General features: G+C 67.5%; 21 protein-coding genes. 7 read left to right on the plus strand and 14 right to left on the minus strand.

What is annotated here, in order from left to right:
• Positions 1 to 3: 3 nt before the first annotated feature.
• From QTI05_RS18230 to QTI05_RS18285, 12 genes are all read right to left on the minus strand, one after another.
• Positions 4 to 885, minus strand: coding sequence for a LysR family transcriptional regulator (locus QTI05_RS18230; protein WP_286543793.1), 882 nt, complete (start codon positions 883 to 885; stop codon positions 4 to 6).
• Positions 886 to 936: 51 nt separating this feature from the next.
• Positions 937 to 2,223 (minus strand): amidohydrolase family protein, encoded by a 1,287-nt coding sequence (locus QTI05_RS18235; RefSeq protein WP_286620100.1) that lies wholly within the window; start codon positions 2,221 to 2,223, stop codon positions 937 to 939.
• A gap of 14 nt (positions 2,224 to 2,237) precedes the next feature.
• Positions 2,238 to 3,104: an LOG family protein gene (locus QTI05_RS18240; RefSeq protein ID WP_286620102.1), complete on the minus strand. Its 867-nt coding sequence runs from the start codon at positions 3,102 to 3,104 to the stop codon at positions 2,238 to 2,240.
• 58 nt (positions 3,105 to 3,162) lie between these two features.
• On the minus strand, positions 3,163 to 4,086 hold the full coding sequence (locus QTI05_RS18245) for an ABC transporter permease (RefSeq protein ID WP_286620104.1): 924 nt from the start codon (positions 4,084 to 4,086) through the stop codon (positions 3,163 to 3,165).
• A complete protein-coding gene (locus tag QTI05_RS18250) occupies positions 4,083 to 5,144 on the minus strand; it encodes an ABC transporter permease (RefSeq protein WP_286620106.1) in 1,062 nt (353 codons plus the stop codon). The genes QTI05_RS18245 and QTI05_RS18250 overlap by 4 nt, the downstream gene beginning before the upstream one ends.
• Positions 5,141 to 6,685: an ABC transporter ATP-binding protein gene (locus QTI05_RS18255; protein ID WP_286620108.1), complete on the minus strand. Its 1,545-nt coding sequence runs from the start codon at positions 6,683 to 6,685 to the stop codon at positions 5,141 to 5,143. Before QTI05_RS18255 ends, QTI05_RS18250 begins: the two co-directional genes overlap by 4 nt.
• A complete protein-coding gene (locus QTI05_RS18260) occupies positions 6,682 to 7,611 on the minus strand; it encodes a 5'-methylthioadenosine/S-adenosylhomocysteine nucleosidase (protein ID WP_286620109.1) in 930 nt (309 codons plus the stop codon). Before QTI05_RS18260 ends, QTI05_RS18255 begins: the two co-directional genes overlap by 4 nt.
• Entirely contained in the window at positions 7,608 to 8,597 is a 990-nt protein-coding gene (locus QTI05_RS18265; protein WP_444812946.1) for a BMP family protein, read from the minus strand. The genes QTI05_RS18260 and QTI05_RS18265 overlap by 4 nt, the downstream gene beginning before the upstream one ends.
• Positions 8,598 to 8,679: 82 nt before the next feature.
• The gene (locus tag QTI05_RS18270) at positions 8,680 to 9,381 is read right to left on the minus strand and encodes an O-fucosyltransferase family protein (RefSeq protein WP_286543809.1); all 702 of its coding nucleotides are present in this window, start codon (positions 9,379 to 9,381) and stop codon (positions 8,680 to 8,682) included.
• A 3-nt stretch (positions 9,382 to 9,384) separates the two neighbouring features.
• Positions 9,385 to 10,014 (minus strand): uracil phosphoribosyltransferase, encoded by a 630-nt coding sequence (gene upp, locus QTI05_RS18275; protein ID WP_286543811.1) that lies wholly within the window; start codon positions 10,012 to 10,014, stop codon positions 9,385 to 9,387.
• Positions 10,015 to 10,054: 40 nt separating this feature from the next.
• The gene (locus QTI05_RS18280; protein WP_286543813.1) at positions 10,055 to 11,416 is read right to left on the minus strand and encodes a URC4/urg3 family protein; all 1,362 of its coding nucleotides are present in this window, start codon (positions 11,414 to 11,416) and stop codon (positions 10,055 to 10,057) included.
• Positions 11,413 to 12,792 carry a GTP cyclohydrolase II gene (locus QTI05_RS18285; RefSeq protein WP_286543815.1) on the minus strand — a complete coding sequence of 460 codons (1,380 nt, stop codon included), beginning with the start codon at positions 12,790 to 12,792 and terminating at the stop codon, positions 11,413 to 11,415. Before QTI05_RS18285 ends, QTI05_RS18280 begins: the two co-directional genes overlap by 4 nt.
• Before the next feature lie 181 nt (positions 12,793 to 12,973).
• Here QTI05_RS18285 and QTI05_RS18290 point away from each other — a divergent pair, with 181 nt between their 5' ends.
• On the plus strand, positions 12,974 to 13,528 hold the full coding sequence (locus tag QTI05_RS18290; protein ID WP_286543818.1) for a sigma-70 family RNA polymerase sigma factor: 555 nt from the start codon (positions 12,974 to 12,976) through the stop codon (positions 13,526 to 13,528).
• Entirely contained in the window at positions 13,525 to 14,166 is a 642-nt protein-coding gene (locus QTI05_RS18295; RefSeq protein ID WP_286543821.1) for an NrsF family protein, read from the plus strand. Before QTI05_RS18290 ends, QTI05_RS18295 begins: the two co-directional genes overlap by 4 nt.
• Before the next feature lie 119 nt (positions 14,167 to 14,285).
• Here the strand turns inward: QTI05_RS18295 and QTI05_RS18300 are convergent, their stop codons facing one another.
• Together QTI05_RS18300 and QTI05_RS18305 are read right to left on the minus strand one after the other, a co-directional pair.
• On the minus strand, positions 14,286 to 16,919 hold the full coding sequence (locus tag QTI05_RS18300) for a hypothetical protein (protein WP_286620111.1): 2,634 nt from the start codon (positions 16,917 to 16,919) through the stop codon (positions 14,286 to 14,288).
• A 121-nt stretch (positions 16,920 to 17,040) separates the two neighbouring features.
• On the minus strand, positions 17,041 to 18,561 hold the full coding sequence (locus QTI05_RS18305) for a helicase HerA-like domain-containing protein (protein WP_286620112.1): 1,521 nt from the start codon (positions 18,559 to 18,561) through the stop codon (positions 17,041 to 17,043).
• Between the two features lie 102 nt (positions 18,562 to 18,663).
• Here QTI05_RS18305 and QTI05_RS18310 point away from each other — a divergent pair, with 102 nt between their 5' ends.
• The 5 genes from QTI05_RS18310 to QTI05_RS18330 are packed head-to-tail and all read left to right on the plus strand — an operon-like array spanning position 18,664 to position 22,891.
• Positions 18,664 to 18,975, plus strand: coding sequence for a phosphopantetheine-binding protein (locus QTI05_RS18310; protein WP_286620113.1), 312 nt, complete (start codon positions 18,664 to 18,666; stop codon positions 18,973 to 18,975).
• Positions 18,976 to 18,986: 11 nt separating this feature from the next.
• A complete protein-coding gene (locus QTI05_RS18315; protein WP_286620116.1) occupies positions 18,987 to 19,622 on the plus strand; it encodes a COG4648 family protein in 636 nt (211 codons plus the stop codon).
• Complete coding sequence (locus tag QTI05_RS18320; protein WP_444812936.1) at positions 19,622 to 21,343, plus strand: AMP-binding protein; 1,722 nt, start codon at positions 19,622 to 19,624, stop codon at positions 21,341 to 21,343. Before QTI05_RS18315 ends, QTI05_RS18320 begins: the two co-directional genes overlap by 1 nt.
• A complete protein-coding gene (locus QTI05_RS18325) occupies positions 21,340 to 22,332 on the plus strand; it encodes a lysophospholipid acyltransferase family protein (RefSeq protein WP_286620120.1) in 993 nt (330 codons plus the stop codon). Before QTI05_RS18320 ends, QTI05_RS18325 begins: the two co-directional genes overlap by 4 nt.
• Entirely contained in the window at positions 22,322 to 22,891 is a 570-nt protein-coding gene (locus QTI05_RS18330; RefSeq protein WP_286543841.1) for a LolA-related protein, read from the plus strand. The genes QTI05_RS18325 and QTI05_RS18330 overlap by 11 nt, the downstream gene beginning before the upstream one ends.
• Positions 22,892 to 22,930 lie beyond the last annotated feature (39 nt).

Consider the following 22,930-nt stretch of genomic DNA (forward strand, 5'->3'; position numbering starts at 1 on the left):
CCGCTACGCCTTCAACAGGGCGGCGAAGGCATCCGCAAAGGTGGGGCGCGAACGCGCCAGCCACATGGCGGCGAGCTCGAAGGGCGGCAGGCCGGCTCCGTCGGACACCTCGGCGTAGCTGACCCCCTCGTGCCGCAGCGCACGCACCGAGCGCGGCAGCAGCGACCATCCGAGTCCTGCGGCCACGCAGGCCAGCACGGTGAGCGTGCGATTCGCTTCCTGGATCACCTGCACCTCGTGCCCCGCGCTGCGTATCGCGCCCAGCATCCGGTTGCGAAGCGCCGGCATCTGCCGTTCCGGAAACCAGATCAAGCCGTGCTGCGCGACCTCGGCCAGCGAAACCTGCCCGTCCGCCGCGCGCGGGTGCGAACTCGGGAGCGCGGCGATCATCGGCTCTTCGCCGAGCCGCAGCTCGTGCACGCGGGCATTGACCGAAACCGGCGGATGCAGCAGTGCGATGTCGATGCGACCACCTTCCAGCGCCTCCACCTGTTCCGCGTTGCTCATTTCCCGCAGCACCACATCGACCTGCGGATGTTCGGCATGGAGGCGGCGCAGCGCGAGCGGCAGCACCGCATAAACCGCATGGGTGACGAAGCCGATGGTCAGGCGCCCCGCGCGCCCGGCGCCCATGGCGCGCGCCCGGTCGGCCGCAGCGTCGCCATGCGCCAGGCTCGCGCGCAGGTCATCGACGATCGCGAGGCCGGCGTCCGTCATTTCCGCGCCGCGCCGGCTGCGCACGAACAGCTTGACCCCGAGTTCCGCCTCGAGGCGATTGATGGTCTGCGTGAGTGCGGGTTGCGCCAGTCCGAGCTGCTCTGCAGCCCGCGTCAGACTGCCGGAATCCGCGATCGCGATGACGCAGCGCATCTGCCGAGTGTCCATCGCGGCATTCTAGGCAGCCGGCGCACAGGCCCGCCGCCGTGGCCTGTCGCATCACTTTCCCGCGCGCACCGGCATGAAGGAAGTCGCTGGTGCCCGCCCTGGCAAATGCAGCGCGGCCGTCGCTGCTGGCGTTTCTGCCACCACCTTGCCCAGGCGAAAAACCTTCAGCCGCGTGGCCCGCAGCCGGATCGCTTCGACCGGATCGCGCGCCTGCAGCAGCACGAAGCTCGCGTCGCAACCCGGCTCGAGCCCGTAGCCATCCAGATGCATGACTTTCGCCGCGTTGGCCGTCACCGCGTCGAAGCAACTGCGAATGCCGGCCTGGCTGGTCATCTGTGCCACGTGCAGGCCCATGTGCGCCACTTCGAGCATGTCGCCCGAGCCCATGCCGTACCAGGGATCCATCACGCAGTCGTGGCCGAAGGCAACGTTCACGCCCGCGGCCATCAGCTCGGGCACGCGCGTCATGCCGCGCCGTTTGGGGTAGGTGTCGTGGCGGCCCTGCAGCGTGATGTTGATGAGCGGATTGGCGATCACGCTGACGCCGCTTTGCGCGATCAGCGGCAGCAGCTTGCTCACGTAGTAGTTGTCCATGCTGTGCATGGAGGTGCAGTGCGAGCCGGTCACGCGGCCGTGCAGGCCGAGGCGTTGCGCTTCGAAGGCCAGCGTTTCAATGTGGCGCGAAAGCGGGTCGTCAGACTCGTCGCAGTGCATGTCGACCAGCTTCCCGCGTTCGGCCGCGATCTCGCAGAGCAGCTTCACGCTCGCGGCGCCGTCGGCCATGGTGCGTTCGAAGTGCGGAATGCCGCCGACCACGTCCACGCCCTTGTCGAGTGCGCGCTTCAGGTTGTCGACGCCGCCCGGCGAACGCAGCACGCCGTCCTGCGGAAAGGCCACGAGCTGCAGATCCAGGTAGGGCGCGACCAGGCGCTTGACTTCGAGCAACGCATCGACGGCGAGCAGGCTCGCATCGCTGGTGTCGACATGCGAGCGGATCGCCAGCAAGCCCTTGGCCACCGCCCAGTCGCAATACGCCAGTGCGCGCTCGATCAGTGCTTCGGCTTTCAGCAGCGGCTTGAGCTCGCCCCAGAGCGCAATGCCTTCGAGCAGGGTGCCGCTTTCGTTGACACGCGGCAGGCCGTAGCTCAGCGTCGCGTCCATGTGGAAGTGCGGATCGACGAAATGCGGCGACACCAGCAGGCCGCCGGCGTCCAGCGTTTCGTGCGCGGGTGCGGCCAGGCCCGCGGCGACTTCGATGATGCGGCCGTCCTGCACCGCGATCGACATGTCGCTGCGGCCGTCGGGCAGGGTGGCATGGGTGAGGAGGAGGTCGAGCATGGTGGTGTGCCGCTTCAGTTCAGGCTCATCTTGCGCTGCAGCATCTCAAGGACGTCTTCGGGGTTTTCGACGTAGACGAAAAGGTCGGTCACCTCGTTCATGCGCAGCGTGCCGACGGCGGCCATCTCGCGCAGGCGCTGCTCGAAGCTCCTCCAGTAGCGCTCCTTGTTGCCCACCAGGAAGATCGGCACCGGGTTGAGCTGTTGGCTCTTCATCGACTCCAGGATCTGAAAGATCTCCCATTCGGTGCCGCTGCCGCCTGGCGCGATGACGATGGCCGCCGAGTGCGCGATCATCATCGACTCGCGCACCGCCACGCTGCTGAAGATCAGGCCGTCGCTGACGATGTCGTTGAGCTTGCCGTCCTTGTCCTTGTACTGCTGGAAGGCCAGGCGCGCGTCGCCGCCCTTGTCGCGCGAGGGCCCGTAGTAGGTGGTGTAACCGATGCTGGGTCCGCCGGCCTCGGTGGCGCCGCGGCTGCCTGCTTCCATGAGGCCGGGGCCAGCGCCGGTCATGATGGGGTACTTGCCACCATACAACCGCGTCCAGCGACTGGCGAATTGCCGAACGCCTTGGTAGAGCTGGTTGTTGGCCGCTCGCACGGCGGGATCGGCCTGCGTGGTGTTGTTCTCGCCGATGCGGCTGCTGCCGTAGATGACAACGAAGCCGCGCGGATATTTCTCGGCCTTGAAGCGATAGGCGCAGGCGACGTCGCGCGCCAGGTCTTGGGCGCTGAGGTTGTTTTCCGCGCCTCTGTAGGGCCCGGCGTAGCTCGCATTGGCAGCGCTGCTCGCGCAGTCGCTGGCGCTCTGCCCGAGGACACCGCAGCCCTGCAAGGCCAGCAGCGCGGCGATCGACAACACGTAGCAGAGCCTTCTCATGATGTTCCCCGGATCGGTGGTGACACAGTGGGCATGCAAAAGCCGTGCGAGCCGCGCCTCAGCGCTCGCCCTTGCGGTAGGGCTTCATCAGTGCCTGCGGATAGGCCGCCTTGCGCGCCACCAGCACCAGCGCCAGGATCGACAGCAGGTAGGGCAGCATCAGGTAGATCTGGTAGGGCAGCAGGGCGTCGCCCGATTGTTGCAGACGCAATTGCAGCGCGTCGAAAAACGCGAACAGCAGCGCGCCCAGCAGCGCCTTGCCGGGCCGCCAGGACGCGAACACCACCAGCGCCACGCAGATCCAGCCACGGCCGTTGACCATGTTGAAGAAGAAGGCGTTGAAGGCCGAGAGCGTGAGAAACGAACCCGCCACGCCCATCAGCGCCGAGCCGGCCACGATTGCACCGGTGCGCGTGCCGACCACCGACACGCCCTGGCCTTCGGCCGCCTGCGGGTTCTCGCCGACCATGCGCACCGCCAGGCCGAGCGGCGTGCGGTACAGCACCCATCCGATCAGGGGAACCAGCAGCAGGGCGAGCAGCGTGAGCGCGGTCTGCGCGTTGAGCACCGGGATCGGCAGCCAGTCCATCGGCGCGAACGGCGTGATGGTCGGCGGCGTGTTGACCTTCGGAAAGCTCACGCGATAGCCGTAGTAGCTCAGCGAGGTTGCCAGCAGCGTGATGCCGAGCCCCGACACATGCTGCGAGAGCGCGAGCCCGGCCGTGAGCCAGGCATGGAGCAGCCCGAATGCGGCACCGGTGAGCGCCGCCACGCCAACGCCCGCCCAGAGCGGTGCGCCGGCATACACCGTCAGCCAGCCGGTGAAGGCGCCCGCGACCATGATGCCTTCGATGCCGAGGTTCAGCACGCCCGCGCGTTCGCACAGCAACACGCCGAGCGTGCCGAAGATCAGCGGCGTGGCGATGCGCAGCACCGCGACCCAGAAGGCCGGATTGGCGAGGATGTCGAGTAGGTCGCTCATTTCCACCTTACCCGGTACTGGGCCAGCAGCATGGCCACCAGCACGGAGAGCAGTGAGGTCGCGACGATCACGTCGGCGATGTAGGTCGGCACGCTGACGGCGCGGCTCATGCTGTCGGCCCCCACCAGCACGCCCGCCACGAACACGCTCGCAGCCAACACGCCGAGCGGATGCAGGCCGGCGAGCATCGCGATCACGATGCCGCTGTACCCATAGCCGGGCGACATGTCGAGCGTCACGTAGCTGGTGCGGCCCGCCACCTCGATCGCACCGGCCAGGCCGGCGAGCGCGCCCGACAGCAGTGCAACCGCGACCACCGTGCGCGTGGTACCAACGCCGGCAAAGGCCGCGGCGCGGGGGTTGGCACCGACGGCGCGGATGTCGAAGCCCAGCACCGTGTGCTTGAGCAGTGCCCACACGCCGGCCGACAACACCATGGCCCACAGCAGACCCGTGTGCACGCGGGTCTGCGCGACGAGCTTGCCGAGCTCCAGGTCGCCCTGGAGCGCCACGCTTTGCGGCCAGCCCAGGGCGGACGGGTCTTTCATCGGCCCGTCGAGCAGCGCGCCGACGCCCAGCAGCACAATGAAGTTGAACAGCAGTGTGGTCACGACCTCGTCGACGCCCAGCCTCGCCTTCATCAACGCCGGGCCGAGCAGCAGCAGCGCGCCGGCCAGTGCGGCGGCGGCCATCATCAGCGGGAAAAGCAGCCATGGCGAAAGCGCGAGGCCCGTGCCGCCGTGCATGCCGCCGACCGCGATCGCCGCCAGCGCGCCGGCGTAGAGCTGGCCTTCGGCACCGATGTTGAAAAGCCGCGCCCTGAAAGCCACGGCCGCCGACAATCCGGTGAGCGTGAGCGGAATGGCGCGCGTGAGCGTCTCGCTGAGCGCAAACACCGAGCCGAATCCGCCCTTGAGCAGCAGGCCATAGGTCTGCGCCACCGGCTGCCCGGCCCAGAGCACCAGCAGCGCGGTGATCGCCAGCGTGAACAGCACCGCGCCGAAAGGCGCGAACACCAGGGCGGCGCGTGAGACCGCAGGGCGTTTTTCGAGCCTCATGCCGTGGCCTCGTCCTTCACGCCGGCCATGGCCAGGCCGATCGTCTCGCGCGTCCACCCGGTGGCCGCGCGGGCGTCGCCAAGCTGTCCCTCATGCATCACGGCGATGCGGTCGCCCAGCACCATCACTTCGTCGAGATCGTCCGAAATGAGCAGCACCGCCGCGCCGGCGTCGCGCGCCGCGATCAGCTGTTGCTGCACGTAGGCCACGGCACCTATGTCGAGGCCCCAGGTCGGCTGGTGCGCCACGATGAGTCGCGGCGTCGCGGCCGTGCCATCGGGTGCGAGCAGCGCGCGGCCCAGGATCAGCTTCTGCATGTTGCCGCCCGACAGCGAGCGCGCCGTGGCATCGAGACCGCCGCCGCGCACATCGAAAGCCTTCACGATGCGCTGCGCCTGCACCCGCGCGGCGGCACGCCGAACCAGCGGGCCGAAGCGGAACGCGGCGCCGCGCAACCGCTCCGACACGGCGTTCTCCCAGAGCGGGAGATCGCCCACCACGCCGACCGCGTGCCGGTCTTCAGGGATGCGCGCCACGCCTTGCTGCACCAGCCAGGCCGGCGACGCGTGCAGCGGCGCGCCGAGCAGCCGCACCGTGCCGGCCGTGGCACGGCGGGTGCCGCACAGCAGCTCGGCCAGCGCCACCTGGCCATTGCCCGACACGCCCGCAATCGCAACGATTTCTCCGGCGTTGAGTGCGAGCGACACGCCGCGCAGCGCATCGCGCGAATCGCCTTCAGTTCGCACGTCGTCCAGCACGCAGACCGCCGCACCGACGCGTTGCGCCGGATGCCGCTCGGGTGGCTTCACCGCATGGCCGACCATTGCATTCGCCAGTTGCGCCTGCGTGGTGCCGGCCGCCGGCACTTCGGCCACCAGCCTGCCGCCGCGCAGCACGGCGATGCGGTGCGACACGCGCAACACCTCGCCGAGCTTGTGGCTGATGAAGATGATCGACAGGCCTGCGCGCACCATCTGCGCCAGCGTGTCGAACAGCGCCTCGCTTTCCTGCGGCGTCAGCACCGCGGTCGGCTCGTCGAGGATCAGGATCCGGGCGCCGCGGTACAGCGCCTTGAGGATCTCGACGCGCTGCCGTTCACCGACCGAGAGCGTGCCGACGCCGGCCTCCGGCACCACCGGCAGGCCGAAGCGTTGCGCCACCTCGAGCAGCTTGCTGCGCGCCTCGGTGCGCCGCGTGAACGGTTGCCACAGCGGCTCGCTGCCCATCATCACGTTGTCGAGCACCGTGAGGTTGTCGGCCAGTGTGAAGTGCTGGTGCACCATGCCGATGCCCGCAGCCAATGCGGCCTTGGGGTTGCCAGGCGCGAGCGGCGCGCCGAAGACCTCGATGTGTCCCTCGTCGGCGCGGTAGTGGCCGAACAGGATTGACATCAGCGTCGATTTGCCGGCGCCGTTTTCGCCGAGCAGGGCCAGCACCTCGCCGCGCGCGAGGGTCAATGAAATCGCGTCGTTGGCGACGAGGGGGCCGAAGCGCTTGGTGATGCCGTGGAGGCGCAGCACCGGGGCTTCGGCCGATGTCATTTCCAGGCCGAAAGGAAGGCCAGCAGCACCTTCGCCGAGTTATCCGCCGCGATGCCCATGAAGGTGCCCATCTCGTTCTCGCCGTCGCCACCGCCGGCGAGGTCGCTGAGCGAGCGGAACGCGATGTACGGCACGCCGTTGCTGTAGGCGACCATGCCGACCGCGGCGGTTTCCATGTCGAGCACGTTGGCCTGGAAGGTCTTGAAGGTGTATTCGCGGAACGTCTTGTTGTCCATGAAGGCCTGGCCCGACACGCCATTGCCGCCGATCACCAGTTGCGGCTTGCGCGGCAGGCACTTCCCGGCACTGCAGTTGGCGAGATCGACGTTGCGGATGCTGCGCGCCAGGTCGAGCATCTTCGGGTCGGCCTCGAACCAGAACTTGCGCGTGATCTGCGGATTGGCAGCCGAGCGCACCTCGACCGGCCTCGGATGCATCATGCCGAACGCGGGCAGCGTCGCATCCTTGATGAAGGGCGGCGCGGTGTAGCGGCCCGGTGCGGTTTCGCGCGCCATCAGCACCTCGAGGTACTGGCCCCACTGGGCCGGCACCGTCACGTCGCCCACATGCAAATTTGGGTTGACGCCGCCGGCGATGCCGCTGAACACGATGTGGCTGACCTTGAAGCGGTCGAGCGCCAGTTGCGTGTTCATCGTCGCATTGGTCATGCTGATGCCCGAAAGGAACAGCACGACCGGTTTGCCCGCGAGCGTGCCGGTGGTGAACTCGTTGCCGTTGACGCTGTACTTGCGCGCGTCCAGCAGCTTCGACGACAGCAGCACGATCTCGGGTTGGAAAGCCGAGATCACGGCGATGCGCGGCGTCTCGTCGAGCCGCACGGCGCCGCTCGGAGCGGGCAGGCCCGCACACCCGGCGAGGCCGGCGGCCAGCGCGCAGGCCGCGAGGAGGGAGCGCCAGCGCATCATTTCGCGGTCGACTTCGGTTGGCTGTCGTCGACCTTGACCGCGACCTTGCCGCTCAGGATGTCGGCTTCCTTGGCCTTGACCTTGGCGACGATCGGTGCCGGCACCTTGGCCTCGAAGGTGCCGAGCGGGGCCAGTTCCGAGCCCTTGTGCTTCATCATCGAATACGGGCCGTAGTCCTCGGCGGTGAACTTGCCTTCCCTGGCGAGCTTGATGGCGCGGTCGGCCGAGGGCTCGAAGTTCCAGAGAGCCGAGGCCACCACCGTGTCGGGGTACTGGGCCTGCGTGTTGATCACGTTGCCGATCGCAAGCTTGCCCTTTTCCTTGGCCGCATCGCTCACGCCGAAACGCTCGGCGTACATCACGTCGGCGCCCTTGTCGATCATGGCGAAGGCGGCTTCCTTGGCCTTCGGCGGGTCGAACCAGCTGTTGATGAAGCTCACGCTGAACTCGACCTTGGGGTTGGTCTCTTTCGCGCCGGCCATGAAGGCGTTCATGAGGCGGTTCACTTCGGGAATCGGGAAGCCGCCGACCATGCCGATCCGGTTGGTCTTGGTCATGCCGCCGGCGATCATGCCGCTCAGGTAGGCGGGCTCCTGGATGTAGTTGTCGAACACGCTGAGGTTCGGCGCCTGCGGCTTGCCCGACGAGCCGAGCAGGAACGAGGTCTTGGGGAAATCCTTCGCCACCTTGCGCGCCGCCGCTTCGACCGCGAAGGCCTCGCCCACGATGAGCTGGCTGCCGCCGGTCGCGTACTCGCGCATCACGCGTTCGTAGTCGGCGTTGGTGACGTTCTCGCTGGCCTTGTACTCGATCTCGCCGCGCGCCTCGGCCGCCTTCAATGCCTTGTGCAGGCGGCTGACCCATTGCTGCTCGAAGGGCACGGTGTAGACACCCGCCACCTTGAGCTTGGCCGCCTGTGCCAGCGCAAAGCCGGGCAGGGCCGAGGCGGTCAGGGCGGCCGCGATGGCGACGGAGCGGACGATCAGTTGGCGGCGTTGCTGGGACACGGTGGGTTCTCCTCGTTGAAGTCGGTGGTGTTGGATTTCGGCCGGACTTTCGGGCGGACGGTCAGGCGTCGCAGACCGCCGCGGACAGCAGGCGCTTCATCGGGATGCCGTGCGCGAAGCACCAGTGGTCGACGAAGGTGCTGGATGCATGGATGCGGTGGATCTCTGCGCAGCGGCCCAGCGTGAACCAGTCGTGCAGCGCCGATTCGATAGCGGGCCGGGCCCGGTCGTCGTCGTGCTCGGGGCGTTGCAGCGCGCTGCGGATCACGGCCGACGAGAGCCCGGGCAATTCGGTGTCGCTGGCCAGGAACACGGTGGCGGTTTCGGTCAGCGTGTTGACGGCCATTGTTGCCAGCATCAGGTCGCACTCGATCTCCGGATGGTGCGTGCGGACGTGCACGCCGATCGTGCCGGGCGGCAGCGGCTGGCCGCCTTCGCGCAGTTGCAGCCGCGAAGGCTGGTTGCCCTGCACGACAGTTCCGCTCCAGTGCCAATGCCAGGCCAGCAACTCGTGCTCGGCCACGCCCTCATGCTGAGGGTGATGGCCGGCCGTGCCGAGCAGCGCCGGCTGGATGTTCGGAAACAGCCAGATGTATTCGCCCTCCGCATCGGTGAGTTGGAGCGCTTCGGGATTGAGGAACAAGTCGTCCGGCCGCAGCGCGCCCGTGGCGCGCCAGCGCAGCGGCCGGCCCGACACCTGCGCGGCCCAGGCGGCATTGACACAGTTGCCGATACCGCCGCGCGCTTCGATCGGCCTCGTCATCGCTTACTTGGTTCCGAAGATGCGGTCGCCCGCATCGCCGAGACCGGGCAGGATGTAGCCGTGACTGTTGAGTTCGCGGTCGATCGCGGCGGTGTAGATCGGCACGTCGGGGTGCGCAGTCTGCAGTGTCTTGATGCCTTCGGGGCAGGCCAGCAGGCAGACGAACTTGATCGACTTCGGTGCCAGCTCCTTCAGGCGCTCGACCGCTGCCACGGCCGAATTGCCGGTGGCCAGCATCGGGTCGACCACGATGATGTCGCGATCCTGCATTTCGCCGGGCATCTTGAAGTAGTACTCGACTGCGGTCAGTGTCTTCGGGTCGCGGTACAGGCCGATGTGGCCGACGCGCGCGCCCGGCACCACCGAAAGCATGCCTTCGAGGATGCCGTTGCCCGCGCGCAGGATCGACACCAGCACCAGCTTCTTGCCATCGATCACGCGGCTGGTCATGGTTTCGAGCGGGGTCTCGATCTCGATGTCCTGCATCGGCATGTCGCGCGTGACCTCGTAGGCCATCAGCATGCTGAGCTCGTTGAGCAGGCGGCGGAAGCTGTTGGTCGACGCATCCTTGCGCCGCATCAGGGTGAGTTTGTGCTGAACCAGCGGATGGTCGACCAGGTGGACGTTGCTCATTTCGGGAAGTCTTTGTCGTTATGGATACGTGAAGCCTAGCCTAGAAGACAGTGCCGTCGCTTTCGATGCGCAGCGGTGGCGAACCGTCACGCAAGCGCTGTGCCAGTGCCCGCCCGGCGGCCCAGGTGCCGCCTTCGAGCACGCAGGCCAGCGGCATGTCTTCGGCGCTGCGATTGAGCACCTTGCGCACGCGCGGTGCGATTTCGTCGAGCAGCGCAACCGTGAGGGCGCGCCATTCGACGATGAACTCGTCGCTGGCCTTCCAGCTGCGCGCCACCAGTGCGGCGTCTCTCGGCACGATCACGCCGCTGTCGATGAACAGGCCGCCGTTGCGGTACTCGGGCAGGCCGGTGAGTTCGTCGAGCCCGCTCACGCGCACGCCGGCCCATTCGAAGGGCTCCAGCAACGAATAGGTGAGCCACTGGGAGAGCTTGTGGAACGGCATCCAGCCGTTGGTGAGGCCCGGCCCCGGCACGGCGCTGTGGCGCCAGCAGTCGCCGAGCGCAAAGGCCGGGTCGCTGGAGGCGATCCCGCCGGGCATGTCGCTGCCATCGGCCGCGATGCTGTCGACCGCGTTGGCCGCAGGCCAGATGCGCGAGAGCGAATCGAGCAGCAGCGACAGGATCTGGTGCGCCGTGACTTCCGCCGTGGGCGGTGCAGCGGGCCCGTACGGCCCGACCAGCGCATCGAAAACGCCGCCGGGCCGGCCGGCACCGGTTTCGCCGAACACCTCGGGCTGGTCGGCCATGGCTTCGCCGAGCCGGCGCAGCAGCATGGCGCGGCCGGCCAGGCCGACGAGCGGGTTGCTCTCGCTGACCTGGAACGCATCGCCGAGCCGGTCGGTGATGAGGCCACGCAGCCCGGCCGCGTCGACGCGCAGCGGATGGTTCGGGTCCGACGAAAACAGCCCGCTGGTGAACGCATGGAAGCTCGCCACGCCCAAGCCCTCGGAGCGGGTGAAGCGCTGGCCGCTGGCCGATTCGAAGTAGTGCCAGTCAGGGCCGGCCCCGGCGTCGAGCAGCACGCTGACCAGCACCAGGTCGATGCGCGCGCGGGCGCGTTCGCGCTCATGGATTTCGCTGCCGAGCAGCGCGTCGAGCTGCTTGCGGCGGTCGATGCCGCCGGCCTCGAAGTGGCGCCAGCGGCTGTGGTACGGAATCGGCCCCCAGGTGTAGCGGTCGCTCGTGATCTCGGCCACGGTGCGCGCCGTGTCCTCGAGCGCCGCGTCGGCGCCGATGGTGAACCATTTCGATTCGCCGCGGCGCGCCCGCGCGAGCAGCGCATGGGCCCGCGCACGCACCTCGGCGGTGGTGCGCAAGACGGCGGCAGCGCCCGCCGGATGGGCGGTGTCGGCGACCAGCTCGATGGCCGGGTCGATGTCGCGATGGCTGCTTGCATTCATTCCGCGAGGCCCCGTCCCTTTGCCTTCTTGAGCTCTTCGGCATCGGGCACGAGGCCCGGCGTGAAGTAGCCGGCTGCCATCTTGGCGTCCATCTCGACGCGCGCGTCGGCCGGAATCAGGTCGTCGGGGATGTTCACGCGCTCGCCAATCTCGATGCCGGAGCCTGTGATGGCGTCGTACTTGAGATTGCTCATCGACACCAGGCGGTGGATCTTGCGGATGCCGAGCCAGTGGAACACGTCGGGCATCAGTTCCTGAAAGCGCATGTCCTGCACGCCGGCTACGCACTCGGTGCGTGCGAAGTACTGGTCGGCAGTGTCGCCGCCGACCTGCCGCTTGCGTGCGTTGTAGACCAGGAACTTGGTGACCTCGCCCAGCGCGCGACCTTCCTTGCGCGAGTAGGCCACCAGTCCGACGCCGCCGCGCTGCGCGCCCATGATGCATTCCTCGATGGCGTGCGTGAGATAGGGACGGCAGGTGCAGATGTCGGAGCCGAACACGTCGGAGCCGTTGCACTCGTCGTGGATGCGCGCGGTGAGTTCGACCTCGGGGTTCGCCAGGTCGGCCGGGTTGCCGAAGATGTAGACGGTCTGCCCGCCGATCGGCGGCAGAAAAACTTCAAGGTCGGAGCGCGTGACCAATTCGGGGTACATGCCGCCGGTTTCCTCGAACAGCACGCGCCGCAGGTCGGTCTCGGAGCACTTGAAGCGCCGGGCCACCTCGGGCAGGTACCACACGGGTTCGAGCGCCGCCTTGGTCACGACCGCTGCGCCGTTGGCGGTCAGGAACTTGCCGTCGGCCTTGAGCCGGCCCGACTGCAGCGCTTCGATCACCTCGGGCAGGATCACGTGGGCCTTGGTGACGGCAATGGTCGGGCGGATGTCGTAGCCGGCCGCGAGTTCGTTCGCGAACACGTTGGCGATGGTCGCGCCCCACGGGTCGAGCGACACGATCTTGCCTGGCTCGCTCCACTGCGGGTACGGGCCGATGATGTCAGTCGGGGAGGTGTTGGTGAGGTCGGCCTTGTGCTGCGGATCGAGCGCACCGGCCGCGACGGCGAGCGCGCGGTACACGCTGTACGAGCCGCTGTGCGTGCCGATCACGTTGCGGTGTGCGCGCTTGGTGGTGGTGCCGATCACGGGGCCGCGCTCGGTGGCGGTGGCTGCGCCCCAGTGGATCGGCAGCGCGCCAAAGCCACCCGCATGCGAGGTCAGCCGGATGTGGCGCGGCGCCGCAGCGACGGCAGGAGGATAGACCGGGGGGATCGACACCAGATCGGCCACCACGACGGCTTCGGTGGGCGCAGGCGGGGGCGTGGGGGCAGCGGGCTGGGCAGGGGTGGCGGGCGAAGAAGTCGAAACGGTGTCAACAGACATTGCAGTCCCTCAAAAACAGCAATGTAGCGACCGACCTCCCTGCTGGCAAGCCAGCATCGGACTGGATGGCTGCGCGAGAAACCGTGCTTGCTACAGCACACTGCACAATCCGCCGGATTTCTTTTTCTCAACAAGGCTGTAACCGCTCGACCCGATGGCACGAATAACAGCAGGGAGCCCGATGCAAGGCAACGATGCCGAAGCCATGTTGCGCGGCTTGTTCTTGCGCGGCCTCGACGGCGATGCCGCGGCGTACCACCAGTTCCTGCAGAAGCTCAGCGCACACCTGCGCGCCTTTTTGGGCAAGCGTCTGTTCGGCTGGCCCGATGAAGTGGAAGACCTCGTTCAGGAATGTTTGCTCGCCATGCACAACCAGCGCCACACTTATCAGCCCGACCAGCCGTTGACGGCCTGGGTGCAGGCGATTGCGCGCTACAAGATGATCGACCTGCTGCGTTCGAAGTCGGTGCGCGAGGCGCTGCACGACCCGCTCGAGGATGACCTGGCCGTGTTCGCCGAGTCCGACACCGACGCCAGCGATGCGAAGCGTGACCTCGCGGGCCTGCTCGAAACCCTGCCCGATCGCCAACGCCTGCCGATCGTGCACGTCAAGCTGCAAGGCCTGTCGGTGGCCGAGACGGCGTCGGTGACGGGCATGTCGGAGTCGGCGGTCAAGGTCGGCATCCACCGCGGGCTCAAGGCGCTGGCCGCGCGACTGAAGGGAGGCTCCGCATGAAGACCGATGATCTCGTCGCGATGCTGGCCACCGGTGTGGTCCGCGCGCCGCGCCGCGCGGCTACGCGGCGCATTGCGTTGGCGCTCGCGGTAAGCCTGCCGGTTTCGGTCGCGATCATGATGCTCGGCTACGGCGTCCGGCGCGACCTGCTGCAAGTCATGTTCTGGCCCATGTTCTGGGTCAAGCTGCTGTTCCCGGCCTGCATCGCGGTCGCCGGCTTGGTAATGCTGCAGCGGCTGGCGCGGCCGGGCGTGCCGATGCGCCAGTCGTGGATCGGGGCCGTGCTGCCGGTGGTGCTGGTGTGGGTGCTGGCGGCGGTGGCGTGGTTCGGCGCACCGGCCGATGCGCGCATGCACCTGCTCATGGGGCAGACCTGGCGCTCATGCATCGAAAGCATCGGTCTCATTGCCTTGCCGGTGTTCGTGGCGGCGCTGGTCGCGCTGCGCAGCCTGGCGACCACGCGGCCCGCCTGGGCCGGTGCAGCCGCGGGCGCGCTCGCAGGCGGTGCGGGCGCTACGGTCTATGCCTTGCACTGTCCCGAGCTGGCGGCACCGTTTCTTGCGGTTTGGTATGTGGGGGGGATTGCAGTACCGGTGGTGGCGGGGGCTGCGATCGGCTGGCGGCTGCTGCGCTGGTAGGTCGATCCCCGCCATCAGGTCACCATTGGCATCGTAGGCATGGGCCACGGTGGTGCTGCCGGAGGCAAGCTGCCATTGCGGTCCTGCATCGCCGCAATGACGGGGTTTGAAGTTCTCGCTCAGAAGCCCCAGCGAATCCTGCCGCGCAGTGCGGCGCTTCCACCTTCGCAATGTTGTTCGAACCGAAGGTCGATCGATTTCAGCTCGCTGCCGACATATGTGACCGCATCCACGGCAAACCATCCTCGAAGCGTGTTGCAGCCGCGACCATTGCCATACCAGCTCAGCCCCCCCTTCACGGGGTTGTGGAACGGATACCGCTGGAGGTCACCGTAGTATCCAGGCTGGAGTTGGGTCAACGAGTTCATCGTGACGAAGTCACCTCGCCAGCCGCCGACGTCGCCGACGGTCACCCATAGATGACCGCCGTTCGCGTTCACCGTCACGGTGGAACTGGCCGGCGTGTACAGCGCGCTCTGGCCGCCACCGACCCAGTCGCCCGAGTCGCTGGCCAGGTAGATGAAGTTGCCGGTGGACGGCGTCGCACCGGCGGCGGGCGCCCACAAGTTGGCCGGAGGCGGGTTGACCGGGCCCGGGGGAGTGGTGTTGTCGTCCGCCGTCCAATGAATCTGCCCGCGCAGGGCGGGGATTTCGCCTTCACAGTGTTGTTCGAAACGCAGATCGACCGACCTCAACTGACTGCCGGTGTAGGTGATTGCGTCCACGACGAACCATCCCTTTAGCGTGTTGCATCCGCGCCCTTCGCCGGACCAACTCAGCCCCCCCTTTACGGCGTTGTGGAACGGATAGCGCTGGAGGTCGCCGTAGTAGCCTGGCTGGAGCAGCGTCAATGTGTTCATGGCGGCGAAATCGCCACGCCAGTTCTGATCGCCAGTCACGTTGAGCGAAAGCTTGCCGCCGTTCGTCGTCACCCCCAGCGACGCGTTGGCACCAGAGTAGGTGTAGCTCTTGCCCTCGCCGACGAAGTCCCCGGGCTCGCTGACCAGGTAGACATAGCTCCCGGAGGACGGCGTCGCGCCAGCTGCAGGGGCCCACAGGCCAGCTGGCGGCGGGTTGATCGGGCCTGGCGCAGTGGAGGTGTCATCGGCGATCCAGTGAATCTTGCCGCGCAATGCCGACGCGTCGCCTTCGCAGTGTTGTTCGAACCGCAGGTCGATCGACCTCAGTTGGGTGCCGCTGTAGCTGACCGCGTCTACGACAAACCATCCCTTGAGCGTGTTGCATCCGCGCCCGTCGCCGGACCAACTCAGTCCGCCCTTGATCGGGTTGTGGAAGGGGTACCGCTGGAGGTCGCCGTAATAGCCGGGCTGGAGTGGCGCGACCGTGCTCATCGCGGCGAACCCTCCATTCCAATTCTGGTCGCCGGCCACATTCACGGAAAGAGTACCGCCGTTCGCGGTCACTGCCAGCGAAGCATTGGTGCGCGTATACACGTACTTCCTTCCTCGACCGACGAAGTCCGCGGCGTCGCTGACCAGATAGACATAGCTCCCGCTCGCTGGCGTTTCGCCGTCCGGCGGTGCCCACAGGCCGGTCGGAGGTGGGTTCACGGGGCCTGGCACGACGGTGTTTTCGTCGTCGAGAGTCCAATGGATCTGGCCGCGTAGCGCCGGTGCGCCTCCTTCGCAGTGTTGTTCGAACCGGAGGTCGATCGATTTCAACTGGCTACCGCTATAGACGACCGCATCGACGACAAACCAACCTTGGAGCGTGTTGCAACCGCGTCCGTCGCCGGACCAGTTGAGCCCCCCTTTGCTCGGGTTGTGGAAGGGAAAGCGCTGGAGGTTGCCGTAGTAGCCCGGTCGAAGCTGGGGCACCGTGTTCATCGCGATGAAATCGCCACGCCAGTTCTGGTCACCGGTGACGTTCAACGCGAGGCCGCCGCCATTGGCGGTGACGACCAGCGAAGCGTTGGCGCGTGAGTAGGTGTAGCTCCTGCCCTGGCCGACAAAGTCCCCTGTATCGCTCACCAGGTAGACATAGCTCCCGCTCGCCGGCGTCACGCCGGGAGCCGGCGCCCACAATCCAGCGGGAGGTGGGTTGACCGGCCCCGAGGCGGAGGACCTGTCGTCGGCCGACCAATGGATCTGCCCTCGCAGCGCGACGCTATCGCCTTCGCAATGTTGTTCGAAGCTAAGGTCGATGGCCTCGAGTGCATCGGAGCCGACGCGGAAAGAGACACTGTCGATGGTGAGCGATCCGGTCAGCGTGTTGCAACCACGTCCTTCGCCGGACCAATTGAGCCCGCCCGCCGTCGGCACGTGGAACCCGAAGCGGGTCAGGTTGCCGTAGGTGCCCGGCTGCAGCTTCAGCAGCGTGCTGGGCAGCGCGAAATCACCGCGCCAGTTCTGGTCGCCAGTCACGACAAACGAGAGTTTGCCCCGGTTCGTGGTGACGGAAAAGGATGCGTTGGCATTGGAATAGGTGTAGTTCTTGCCTCTACCAATGTAGTCGCCTGGATCACTTTGCAAGGTGACCGAATTCGGCGTGACCGTTGTGATGCGCGACCCCCGCGGGCTCAATGCCAGGGGGCGCAATGCCGGCCCCGACTCGTCGGCGGCGCTGCTTGCATTGATGATCTTCGCCGAAACTTCGGAAGCCGTTGTAGTTGCGGTGACGCCACCGGCAGACGTAGCGGCTGTCGAGGGTGCTGTCCCCGCACCGTCACCGCCCCCACCACAGGCTGCGAGCGCCGTCATGGCAGCCGCAACCAGCATGACACGAACTGCCATTTCCGCTCCCTCCAAATTGTGATTTTCGCCAATCGTAACCGGATGTTGGTGCCGGCGCCAAGCTTCGCCGCCGCCTTGACGATTCACCGATCGACGGGCGCCATGCCGGCGCCCTCAGCTCTCAGCGCTTCTTCGAGCCGAAGATCCCGCCCAGCACGCCGCGCAGGATCTCCTTGCCCACGCTGGTGCCCACCGTGCGCACGGCCGACTTGGCCATGGTTTGCACCAGGCCGTCGCGCTTGCCGCCGCGCGGGCCGGTGGTGCCGAACAGCAGGTCGTTCAGGCCGCCCATCATCCCGCCCGACGCTTCGGCTGGTGCCGCACCGGGCTTGCCGCCTGCAACCACCGGCGGCGCGCCGGGTGCGGACTCGGCGCGGCCCTTGAGCTTCTCGTAGGCCGATTCGCGATCCACTGCCTTTTCGTAGACGCCTGCCACCAGCGAGTTGGCGATCAGCGCCTGGCGCTGGGCCGGCGTGATCGGCCCGATCTGGCTGCCCGGCGGCACCACGAATACGCGCTCGGTCACGCTTGGGCGGCCCTTGGCATCCAGCAGGCTGACCAGCGCCTCGCCGACGGCCAGTTCGGTGATGGCGGCCTCGATGTCGAGTCCGGGTTTGGGGCGCATGGTGGTGGCGGTCGCCTTGACCGCCTTCTGGTCGCGCGGCGTGAAGGCGCGCAGCGCATGCTGCACGCGGTTGCCGAGCTGGGCCAGCACCGTGTCGGGAATGTCGAGCGGGTTCTGCGTCACGAAATACACGCCCACGCCCTTGGAGCGCACCAGCCGCACCACGAGTTCGATGCGCTCGACCAGCGCCTTGGGCGCCTCGTTGAACAGCAGGTGGGCCTCGTCGAAGAAGAACACGAGCTTGGGCTGCTCGGGGTCGCCGATTTCGGGCAATTGCTCGAACAGCTCCGACAGCAGCCAGAGCAGGAAGGTCGCGTAGAGGCGCGGCGAGTTCATGAGCTTGTCGGCGGTCAGGATATTGATAACGCCCTTGCCGCCCACGGTCTGCATGAAGTCGGCGATGTTCAGCATCGGCTCGCCGAAGAACTTGTCGCCGCCCTGGGTTTCGATCTGCAGCAGCCCGCGCTGGATCGCTCCCACGCTGGCCGCGCTGATGTTGCCGTACTGCGTGGTGAACTGGCTGCCGTTCTCGCCTACGTACTGCAGCATCGCGCGCAGGTCTTTCAGGTCAAGCAGCAGCAGGCCGTTGTCGTCGGCGATCTTGAACACGATGTTCAGCACGCCGGCCTGCGTCTCATTCAGATCCAGCATGCGGCCCAGCAGCAGCGGGCCCATGTCGGAAACGGTGGCCCGCACCGGGTGCCCCTGTTCGCCGAACACGTCCCACAGCGTGACCGGGCAGGCCAGCGGGGCAGGGGCCTCGATGCCGCGCTCCTTGAGCACCGCGGCCATCTTGTTGCCGATGCTGCCGGTCTGGCTGATGCCGGTGAGGTCGCCTTTCACGTCGGCCAGGAACACCGGCACGCCGATGCTCGACAGCTTCTCGGCGAGGGTCTGCAGGCTCACGGTCTTGCCGGTACCGGTGGCGCCGGTGATCAGGCCGTGGCGGTTGGTCAGGCCCGGCAGCAAGAAGCATTCGGTGGTGTCGTGTCGTGCAATCAGCAGGGGGTCGGCCATGGGTGCTCCGGGGGCATTTGGATGCGGCAGTCTATCCAAGCTGCCCTCCTATAATTGACCTCGCCTCTCGAAAAGTCCCCGAAATCGTTCCCGGAGTTTGCTTTGTCATCGACCGCCTCGTCTTCCATTCCCGCCACCGGCGATCCGTCCATGCAAACCCCGCTCGAAACCGAGTTGGCGGTGCTGCTGGTTCAGGCCCTCAACCTCGAGATCGCTCCGGCGGACATCGATCCCGCGGCGCCGCTGTATGGCGAAGGCCTGGGGCTCGACTCGATCGACATCCTCGAAGTCGCGCTCGAAGTGTCGCGCGCCTATGGCTTCCAGTTGCGCTCGGACGACGAGCGCAACCAGCAGATCTTCGAATCGCTGCGCAGTCTCGCGACCCACGTCGCCCAGAACCGCGGCGCTGTCTGAGCCGCTCCCGCATGACGCGATGGCGCCTGGTGATCATGCTGCTCGGAGGCGCTGCGTATGCAGGGCTTTCGCACTGGATGATGTTGTTCCATGCGACCGAACCCTGGGCCGTGGCTGTCCTGCTGGTGCCGCTCTGGCTCACCGCGCTCGGCCTGGCCGGCGCGCGTTTCGGCCGCTGGGCTTTGCTGATCGTGGCGGCCGCGGGATTTGGCCTGCTGTGGCTGGTGATGCGGGGCGAGGCCGGTGACCCGAACCGGCTCTACGTGCTGCAGCACGTGGGCATCAATGCGTTGCTGTGCGGCTGGTTCGGCAGCACCTTGCGAGGCAACGGGCTCTCGCTGATCGGCCAGTTCGCCGAGCGCGTGCACGCCATCGGGCCCGGCCAGCGGCGCTACACGCACCAGGTGACGCTGGCCTGGACGCTGTACTTCGCAGTGGTCGTTGTCGCCTCGATCGTGGTCTACCTCACCTTGCCGTTCGCGGCCTGGTCGCTGCTGTCCAACGTCGTGACGCCGATCGGCGTCACGGCGCTGTTCGTCGGCGAGCACTTCATGCGCTACCGCCTGCACCCCGAGTTCGAGCGCGTGCGCATGATCGACGCGGTGCGCGCCTTTTCCGGCGCGCCGATCGATCGCAGCGCCCGGTGATGAACGCAAGGCTGAACCACCAATCCGCCCCTGTGCTGCCGCTGCTGGGTGCGCGCGACCTCGATGCACCATTGGCCTGGCAGGCTGGCACCGCCATTTCGGCGCGGCAGTATCTGGCCGATGTGGCGCTGCTTGCAACCCGGTTGCCGGCGGCCGGCCCGGTGCTCAATCTCTGCGTCGACCGCTATGCCTTCGCGGTGGGCCTGGGCGCCGCGTTGGCGAGGGGCTTGCCCAGCCTGTTGCCGCCCGATGCACGCCCCGACACGCTGGCACGGCTGCGCGAAGGCAACCCCGATGTGTTTGCGGTAGCCGACGACCGGCAATTTCAATCGCATGGCATGCCGGTGGTATGGATCGATCCACGCCAGCATGCCGACCTGGTCGATGCCGCAGGCATGCCCGATGTCGACGCCGCCGCGCATGCAGTGAGCCTGCTGACCTCGGGCTCGACCGGCTTGCCGCAGCCCCATGCCAAGACCTGGCAGACGCTGGTCGGCGATGTCGCGGCCGCAGTGCCGCGCCTGGCCGAGGTGATGCAATTGCCGTCGCTGGCCGGGCTGAACCTGGTGACCACCGTGCCGGTGCAGCACAGCTACGGGCTCGAATCGTCGGTGCTGCTGGCGCTTCTGGGTGGCGCGGCATTCGACAGCGGGCGCCCGTTCTTTCCGGCCGACGTGGCCGCGGCGCTGGCCGCCGTGCCGCGCCCGCGTGCACTTGTCACCACGCCGTTCCATCTGAAGAACCTGATGCTCGCGGGCATTGCATTGCCGCCGGTGGATCTGATCCTTTCGGCGACGGCGCCGCTGTCGCCGCAGCTCGCCGCGCAGGCCGAGCAGGCCATGGGCGCGGTGCTGCTCGAAATCTACGGCAGCACCGAGTCGGGCCAGGTCGCTTCGCGCCACACCACGGCCAGCGAGGTCTGGCAAACCTTCGGTGATGTGCAGGTGGTGGCCGAGCGCGACGCCGGTGGCGAAGAGCGCTTTGTGTTCAGCGGCGATTTCGTGCCGCAGCCGACGCCGATGGCCGATGTGCTGGAGCTCATCGACGCCCGGCATTTCCGCCTGTTCGGGCGGGCCAACGACCTGATTCACGTGGCCGGACGGCGCAGCTCGCTCGGGCATCTCAACTATCACCTCAACAGCGTCGCCGGTGTGCTCGATGGCGCGTTCTGGTTGCCCGACGACGTGACCGACGGCGTGGTGCGGCCGGTGGCCTTCGTGGTCGCCCCTTCGCTCGGCTCCAGCGACATCATTGCGGCCTTGCGCCAGCGGTTGGAGCCGGTGTTCGTGCCGCGCCGCGTGGTGCAGGTGGCCGCGCTGCCACGCGAAGGCACCGGCAAGCTCACGGTGCGCGCGTTGCGCGAGTTCGCGCTGGCGCAGCTCGCGGTCGACGGCACCGTGGTGCAGGTCACGCGCGAGGTGCCGCGCGACCATCCTTCGTTCGCCGGCCATTTCCCTGGTCAACCACTGGTGCCCGGCGCGCTGTTGCTGTCCGAAGTGCTCGAAGCTATGCAGGGTGTACCGGCACTGGTCACGCGCCTCGGTGCCCGTCCCACGCTCGGGGCGGCCAAGTTCCTCGCGCCGGTGCGGCCCGGCAGCACACTGATGATCGAGCTGCAACCCGAGACCGGCGCTGCACGCGGTGTGCGCTTCGAGGTGCGATGCGGCGAACAGGTGGCCGTCAGCGGACGCTGGACAGCAGGCGCGGAGGGGGGCGCATGAACCACAGCCAACCCGAAACGCGCGCGCTCGACGATGCGGCCAAGCGTCCGGCCGACTGGTCGCATACACCCGAGCGCAGCAACATGGCTGCATTGCGCGTGATCTGCTGGATCGCGATCAAGTGCGGACGTCGCGTCGCGCGCCTGATCCTGCATCCGATCAGCCTCTACTTCCTGCTGTTTTCGCCGACCCCGCGGCGCAACATCAAGCGCTACCTGTTCCGCGCCATCGGCCCCGGGGCCGGTTGGGGCGATGGCTACCGCCTGCTGCATGCCTTCGCTTCCACGGTGCTCGACCGCGTGTACTTGCTGCGCGGCCGGCTCGACATGTTCGATGTGCGGGTGGTCGGCAACGAGGCGGTGGAGGCCGAGGCGTTGAGCGGGCGCGGCGCCTTCCTGCTGGGCGCGCACATGGGCAGTTTCGAGGCGCTGGGTGCCTGCAAATTCCAGAGCCCCGACCATCCGAAGCTGCGTGCCGCGATGCTGATGTTCCCGGACAACGCGCGCCAGATCAACGCGGTGCTCGACGCCATCAGCCTGCCCGAGCGGCGTCCGCACGTGATCGCGCTGGGCCGTTCGCATTCGATGCTCGCATTGCGCGACTGGCTCGACACCGGCGGCATGGCCGGCCTGCTGGTCGACCGCACGCTGCCCGGGCAGGAGAGCGAAGCCGCCGGCCAGCGCGGCAATTCGCTCGAGCTGCCGTTTCTGGGGCACCCGGCCACTTTCAACGACGGCCCGTTCCGCCTTGCCGCGCTGCTGCGCCGCCGGGTGTTCTTCATGGCCGGCCTCTATGTGGGCGGCGCCCGCTACGACGTGCTGTTCGAGCCGCTGGCCGACTTCACCGATCGCATCGGCGATCCGGCCGAGCGGGAACGACGCATCCGTACAGCGGTCGAAGACTACGTGGCACGGCTCGAAGCGCTGTGCCGCAAGTACCCTTACAACTGGTTCAATTTCCATGATTTCTGGCTTGAAGATGTGCATTGACCGTTTGCTGCGCCCGTTGTTGCTGGCGCTGCTGTGCGCGGCCGCGCCGGCCTGGGCCTTCGATCTGGGCGAGCTCATGGGCCTGTTGGCGAAGCAGAAGCAGGGCGAGGGCACCTTCACCGAACAACGCTTCGTGCGCGGCCTCGATGGCCCGCTGTACGCGAGCGGCACGCTGAGCTTCACCGCGCCGGATCAGATGACGCGCCGCACTCTGTCGCCGCGGCCCGAGTCGATGGTGGTCGACGGCAACAATCTCACGCTGACGCGCGGCGGCCGCAGCCGCAACATGACGCTCGACAGCATGCCTGAGCTGCTCGGCATGGTGGAGGCGATGCGCGGCACGCTCAGCGGCAACGGCCCGATGCTGCAGCGCTATTTCCGCAGCACGCTCAGCGGCAGCAAGGACAACTGGACGCTCGACCTGCAACCGGTCGACGAGCGGCTGGCCGCCCAGGTCACCTCGATGCGTCTGAGCGGCCGCGCTGGCGAAGTGCTTGGCGTCGAGATGGAGTTCCGAGGCGGCGACCGCTCGGTGATGACCATCGTGCCGGGTAAATGAGCTCCCCCCCAGGCTACCGGCACTTCGTGTCCGTCCGCC

The sequence above is a fragment of the Variovorax fucosicus genome, from assembly GCF_030316825.1.
In the GTDB taxonomy this organism is placed as follows: Bacteria; Pseudomonadota; Gammaproteobacteria; order Burkholderiales; family Burkholderiaceae_C; genus Variovorax; species Variovorax fucosicus.